This window comes from Clostridium tarantellae (assembly GCF_009295725.1).
GTDB lineage: Bacteria > Bacillota > Clostridia > Clostridiales > Clostridiaceae > Sarcina > Sarcina tarantellae.
Map to the genome: position 1 here is coordinate 24,816 of NZ_WHJC01000012.1, position 6,512 is coordinate 31,327.

At 24.8% G+C, this 6,512-nt stretch carries 6 protein-coding genes, 1 tRNA gene and 1 other RNA gene; all 8 read left to right on the forward strand.

Features of this window, described 5'->3' with window-relative positions; translation table 11 throughout:
* The first annotated feature begins 27 nt into the window (after positions 1 to 27).
* A complete protein-coding gene (locus GBZ86_RS02215) occupies positions 28 to 957 on the forward strand; it encodes a CobW family GTP-binding protein (RefSeq protein ID WP_152887327.1) in 930 nt (309 codons plus the stop codon).
* Positions 958 to 969: 12 nt separating this feature from the next.
* Complete coding sequence (locus GBZ86_RS02220; protein WP_152887329.1) at positions 970 to 1,536, forward strand: GTP-binding protein; 567 nt, start codon at positions 970 to 972, stop codon at positions 1,534 to 1,536.
* Between the two features lie 28 nt (positions 1,537 to 1,564).
* Positions 1,565 to 2,458: a permease gene (locus GBZ86_RS02225; RefSeq protein ID WP_152887331.1), complete on the forward strand. Its 894-nt coding sequence runs from the start codon at positions 1,565 to 1,567 to the stop codon at positions 2,456 to 2,458.
* Positions 2,459 to 2,467: 9 nt separating this feature from the next.
* Positions 2,468 to 3,190 (forward strand): TIGR03943 family putative permease subunit, encoded by a 723-nt coding sequence (locus GBZ86_RS02230; RefSeq protein ID WP_152887333.1) that lies wholly within the window; start codon positions 2,468 to 2,470, stop codon positions 3,188 to 3,190.
* 118 nt (positions 3,191 to 3,308) lie between these two features.
* A complete protein-coding gene (locus GBZ86_RS02235; protein ID WP_152887335.1) occupies positions 3,309 to 4,250 on the forward strand; it encodes a TDT family transporter in 942 nt (313 codons plus the stop codon).
* Positions 4,251 to 4,418: 168 nt separating this feature from the next.
* Positions 4,419 to 5,702 (forward strand): SH3 domain-containing protein, encoded by a 1,284-nt coding sequence (locus tag GBZ86_RS02240; protein ID WP_152887337.1) that lies wholly within the window; start codon positions 4,419 to 4,421, stop codon positions 5,700 to 5,702.
* A 278-nt stretch (positions 5,703 to 5,980) separates the two neighbouring features.
* A tRNA-Ser gene (locus GBZ86_RS02245) sits at positions 5,981 to 6,071 on the forward strand.
* 3 nt (positions 6,072 to 6,074) lie between these two features.
* Positions 6,075 to 6,339: signal recognition particle sRNA large type (gene ffs / locus GBZ86_RS02250), an RNA gene on the forward strand.
* Positions 6,340 to 6,512: the final 173 nt, after the last annotated feature.

Genomic DNA, 6,512 nt, shown 5'->3' on the forward strand with positions numbered 1-6,512 from the left:
GTATATAACAATAAGGGGGAACTTTCATTGAAGATAGATATAATTTCAGGTTTTTTAGGAGCTGGAAAGACAACATTAATAAAAAAATTAATAAGTGAAGAACTTAAGCATGAAAAAATAGCAATTATAGAAAATGAATATGGGGAAGTTGGAATTGATGGTGGTTTATTGAAAGATATTGGGTTAGAAGTGAAAGAAATAACTTCAGGATGTATATGTTGTAATATAACAGGAGATTTTAAAGAAAGTTTAAAATTGTTAGTTAATGAATATAGACCAGAAAGAATAATAATAGAACCTTCAGGAGTAGCTAAACTTTCTGAAATAATTAATTCAATAAATTCAGCTAAAATTGAGGGAAGTAGAATAAATATGAAAATAGCAGTGGTTGATGCACAAAATATAGAATTATATAGTGAAAATTTTGGAGAATTTTATAAAAATCAAATATTAAGTGCTAAAACCATAATACTAAGTAGAAGCGAAAAATTATCTCAAATAGATTTAGATAGAGTATGTAGTTTAATAAAAGATATAAATAAAAAATGCAAAATTATAACTAATTCTTGGAATGGGTTAAGCAGTAAAAAAATATTAGAAGTTGCAGAAGATAAAGTAGAGAGTTTAATAGAGCATAGAGAATTTAAAGTAATAAATAATAAAAAATCAAAAGTAGTAGCTAATGATGTATTTGATAATTGGGGAATAGAAACTAATAAGATTTATAGTATTAATAAAATAAAAGAAGCCTTAAATAAACTTGAGCAAGATAGAAATTATGGACAAGTCCTTAGAGTTAAAGGAATAGTTAAGAGTAATAACAATAACTGGATTAAATTCGATTATGTTCCTAATGAATTTAAAATAGAAGATTATAATATAGATTATACAGGGAAAATATGTGTTATTGGGAAAAACTTAAATAAAGAAAACATAAAAAAATTATTCTTAAATTAAAAGGAGAGTTATATGAGGAAATGCTCAATAGATTTAGTAACTGGTTTTTTATCATCAGGTAAAAGTTCTTTTATTAATTTTTATTTAGATAATATTAATAATAAAAAAGACATTGTATTAATTCAATGTGAAAAAGGAAAAGAGTTAATTAATAATAAAATTATAACATTAAAAGAGTTTAAATCTAATGAGGAATTAACAGAAGAAAGAATTTTAAGAATAATAAAATTTTATTCACCTAACAAAATAATTATTGAGTGTAATGGTGTTGGAGATATAACAAAAATAATAGAAATAATAAATAATAAAAAACTAAAACAATACTTTAAATTAGGAACTATAATAACTATGGTGGATTGCTCAACTTTTAATATATTTTATAAAAATATAGCTTCAATAATGCTGCCTTATATAAAATTAAGTAATTTAATAGTACTTAATAAGTGTAATTTAGTAAGTAATGATATGATTGAAAACAATAAAATGATATTAGAAGAACTAAATTTAAAGGCACATATATTTAAATGTAATTTAAGAGCTGATCTAATAAAAATATTTGACAAAAGGATTATAATATAAAAAAAATTTATAAAAGAGGAACTAGTTTATGGGGGGAGTAATAAATAAATTTATTGTTATTTTTTCAAGTATTATGCTAGAAGCATTGCCATTTATATTAATAGGTGCAATGCTTTCAGCATTGATGGAAGTTTTTTTTTCAGAAAAGATTATTCATAAGATTATACCAAAGAGTAGAATTTTAGGATCTATTCAAGCAAGTTTAATGGGGATTATTTTTCCTATATGTGAATGTGCTACTGTACCTATTACTAAAGGGCTTATTCAAAAAAAGGTTCCATTAAATGTTGCAATAACATATATGTTAGCAGCACCTATAGTTAATCCTTTAGTTATAATATCTACTTATTATGCTTTTAATGGAAACATAAAAATTGTATTGTTAAGAGTTGGATTAGGAGTAACTATAGCTATTTTATCAGGATTAATAATGTTAATGTTAAACAATGAAAATGATATATTGAAAAATGGATATTTTAATTCAAAAGAATTATGTCTTTGTGGATGTGAAGATATTAATATAACAGATGGAAAGGTTAAGCAGCTTTTAAGACATGTATCTATAGAATTTTATGAAATAGGCAAATACTTTATAATAGGATCTGCTTTAGCATCAATATTTCAAATAGTAATTTCACAGGAAACGTTAATGACTGTTGGAAAAGGATCTGTTTTAGGTATAGTAGTTTTAATGTTATTTTCTTTTCTTATATCCTTATGTTCAGAAGCAGATGCTTTTGTAGCAACTACTTTTATGAATAAATTTTCTTTAGGAGCTATTACAGGATTTTTAATTATAGGACCTATGGTAGATATTAAAAATACGGTAATGTTATTTTCAGCATTTAAAAAAAGCTTTGTTATAAAATTAATTTTTGTAGTTAGTGCATTATGTTTTATTTCATCATGTCTTATTTTTTAGGAGGAGTGAATGAAACGTTTTAATTTAAATGAATTTATATGGTTTTTAATATTATGTGGTTTATTATTTTTAATATTAAATTTAGTATTAACAGGTGAAATTTTTTTATTAATAAATATAAAGATGAAAAAATACATAATATTAGCTATTTTAATAATATTTATATTATCAATAGTACAGTTTAATCAAATATTTACTATTCCACCTAGGGGAAGAATTAAATTAGGTTATATTATATTTATTATAGCTTTAGTTTTTTTAGCAATATTGCCTAAAGTAAATATTTTAAAAACTTCTCTTGATTTTAAAGGTGTTAAATTATATCATGATAAACATGTTAATAAAGATCATTTAAAAAAGGAAAATCATGAATTATTAAAAAGTGAAAAATTAATACTCAAAAAGGACAATTTTCATGAAGGATTAGAGATTATAATGCATGAATTAGATAATTTTTTAGGGAAAGAAATATATATTGAAGGCATTATATATGAGGATGAATTTTATAAAGATAAATTTATTTTAACGGATATAGATATGAATTGCTGTATTGTAGATTCTAGTTATTTAGGAGTTTTGTGCAAAAAAAATAGTAATATTAATGTAAGTAATGGGGAGTATGTAAGATTAAAAGGAAAACTTGATAAAATTTTAATTAAAGATACAAATAATAAAGAAATATGGGTTCCTTTAATATATGTGCACAATTTAAATACAAATATTAGTAAATGATAAATTTATATTAATAAAACTATAGCTTTTTTATGTAAAACAAATTTCACTAATGACGTAAAAAGAGTAGAATAAATATAAAGTTTAATTTTACATATGAAAGGATGGTGTTTAATATATGAATTTAATAAAAAAATTAGAAAAATATCCAATAGGAATATGTGGTACATGCTTAGGATTAGTTACTTTAGCAAACTGTTGGAAAATTAAAGACTTGCATTTTATAAAACCAATAGCTTTAATAGTAGCATCAATAGTTATAATATTACAAATTATAAGAATGATTATTCATCCTAAATATGTTTGGCAAGAGATAAAGAATCCTGTTTTAGGAAGTTTTTATCCAACTATTGATATGGCAGGTTTTTTAATTGCATCTAGTTTATTAAAGTCATTTCCTGTTTTTGCAAAATCATTATGGATTAGTTGTATTATATTTCATATAACTATATTAATTATATTTTTTTATTTTAGAATAAAAGATTTTACCTTTACCCATATAGTTCCTAGTTGGTTTGTACCACCAATTGGTATTGTTGTAGCAACAGTAACAAGTACAGGAATGGATTTTATTAATTTATCAAAATTTATTTTTTATTTTGGATTCATTTGTTATATTATAATGTGGCCTATAATATTATATAGACTATATAGATATCCTTTACCTGCAATACAAAAGCCTATAATAGGTATATTAGCAGCTCCAGCAAGTTTATGCTTGGTAGGATATTTAACAGTTTTTTCAAATCCTAATAATTTTATAATAATATTTTTGGCTTTAACAAGTATATTTAATTTATTAACAGTATATATAAAATTGCCAGGGTTATTAAAAAAAGGGTTTGCAGTAACTTATGCATCACTTACTTTTCCCTTAGCTATTAGTATATTAGCCATGTATAAAGTAAATTATTATGTTGAAAAAATAGGCTTTAATGATTTTGGAGTATTTAAATTGTTTGCAGATGTTCAAATATTTATAGGTACTTATGTAATATTTTATGTATTCTATAACTTTTTAAAAAAATTTTATAATAGTATAAAAAATAATGAAATATAAATTCTAAACAGGTGTAGTTTTTAAACTACACCTGTTTGTTTTGTAAGATTAATACATAAAAGTTTAATTTTAATTTTAAGCTTATTATAAAAAAATATAGAATTATTCGACAATTTTATTGTATAATTATATAAAGGTTAAAAATACCAATTGATTGGGGGAGCATAGATGGGAAAGAAAAAATTAGCATTATTATTGATCACTGCTACTACATTAAATATTGGAACAGCAAAAATTTATGCTAAAAATAAGTATTGTGAAAAAGTAAAAAAAAATACAGTATTAGCAGCAAAACCTAGTTTTAAGATTAGAAAAGGTAAGGTTGTTAACATAACATCTAATTTAAGAATAAGAGAAAACGCTACTACGAGTTCACAAGTTATAGGTTACCTAGTTAATGGAGAAATGTTTGAAATACAAGAGAAAACGGGTGAATGGTATAAAGTAAAGGTTAATGGAAAAATAGGATTTATTCATGAGGCATATGTTAAAGAGTTAGATGAAAATATTGAAAATAAAGTATATACAGAAAAAAATAATTGTATTAAAAAAGGTGAAGTTGTTAATATTACAACTAATTTAAGAATAAGAGAAAAACCAAGTACTACAGCTTCTATAATAGGATATTTACTTAATGGACAAATTTTTGATATAAAAGGCCATTATGGAGACTGGGATTATATAGATTCAAAGGGGAAAATTGGGTATATACATAGAGATTATGTTAAGGAATTAGAAAATAAAGGGAAAAAAGGTATATCTAAACCTTCAGAAAAGCCTAGTATAGGCAAAGGAGAAGTTATAAATGTAGAGACTAGTTTAAGAATAAGAGAAAAGGCAAGTACTAATTCTTCAATATTAGGGTATTTAAAAGTTGGAGATATTTTTGATATAAGAGATAAGGGTGAAGATTGGTCTTATATAACATATAAAGGTATTAAAGGATATATTCATAATGCATATATTAAAGAAATATATATAAATAAAGATGAAAAAGATGCTAAAAAGTCATCTAAAGATAATTATGATCGTATAGGTAAGGTTATAAATACAACAACTAGATTAAGAGTAAGAAAAGAACCTAATACTAATTGTTTAGTAGTAGCATATTTAATGCCTAATGAAACTTTTAGAATAAAAGCTGAGTTAGGCAATTGGTATTATACTGAAATAAGCGGTGCAGAGGGATATGTATTTAAGGATTATGTACAAATAATAAAGGATAATGATGTGTCTAATAAGGAAAATAAAGAAGAACAATTAACCGGAAAAGTTATAAATGTGACTACAAGTTTGAGAATAAGACAAACACCTAGTGCTAATGGTGAAGTAATAGGATATCTTTTGGAAAATGAAAGTATTGAAGTAATTGGAAAAGTTGGTCATTGGTACAAAATAAAACATAAAGGGTTAATAGGATATGTTAGTAAAGCATATATAACAATAAATTAAAAGATACTTAATAATTATTAAAAAACTATAATTGGTTTAGTTTAAATAGGTACAATTCCCATACCTTTAAAAAAGGTGATGGGATGAATACCTTTGCTATTATATATTTTTTTGTATAAAATTTGTTGATTAATGGTTAAAATAAAAGAAAATAATGCAAAAAAATAATATAATATGCTTATTAATGTAATTAATATATGTCTTGAATAAAGATATTTATTATGCTATACTAAGCTAGTAAAAGTTAATAAATAAATTTTTAAAAAAATTTATTATATGGAGAGATGTCCGAGTTGGTTTAAGGAGCACGCCTGGAACGCGTGTGTAGGGGAAACTCTACCGAGGGTTCGAATCCCTCTTTCTCCGCCAATGTCGTGCTAGATGGGGAGTCAGCGGTGCCCTGTAACCTGCAATCCGCTATAGCAGGATTGAATTCCTCATTTAGGCCTTAATTTGTGAAGTCTGCCCTATGCAAGTGGTGTTGAGAGTCAGGCCCCATGCAATGGAAGCCTGTGAACCTCGTCAGGTCCGGAAGGAAGCAGCGATAAGCAGTTACTTTCATGTGACGTGGATCAGTCTGGCTTGAGCTAACTACATAGGTAACGTTCATAAATTATTGTCGAAATGAGGTGCACGGCTATAATTTAGAGAATAACTCTTAGAGAAATCTAAGAGTTTTTTTATTGTATTAATGAATACCACAGGTTTTACCTGTGGTTCTAAAAAGCTTATAGCTATGAGTAGAAAAAAATAAAACCTCCGATGTAAAATAATAGTAGGTTTGCCGACCAAAACTTAATTTTACAAGGA

Bases quoted from the DNA above. Each gene is read 5' to 3' on its own strand.
- GBZ86_RS02235 (WP_152887335.1), top strand. From the start codon at position 3,309: ATGAATTTAATAAAAAAATTAGAAAAATATCCAATAGGAATATGTGGT.
- GBZ86_RS02220 (WP_152887329.1), top strand. From the start codon at position 970: ATGAGGAAATGCTCAATAGATTTAGTAACTGGTTTTTTATCATCAGGT.
- GBZ86_RS02240 (WP_152887337.1), top strand. From the start codon at position 4,419: ATGGGAAAGAAAAAATTAGCATTATTATTGATCACTGCTACTACATTA.
- GBZ86_RS02225 (WP_152887331.1), top strand. From the start codon at position 1,565: ATGGGGGGAGTAATAAATAAATTTATTGTTATTTTTTCAAGTATTATG.
- GBZ86_RS02230 (WP_152887333.1), top strand. From the start codon at position 2,468: ATGAAACGTTTTAATTTAAATGAATTTATATGGTTTTTAATATTATGT.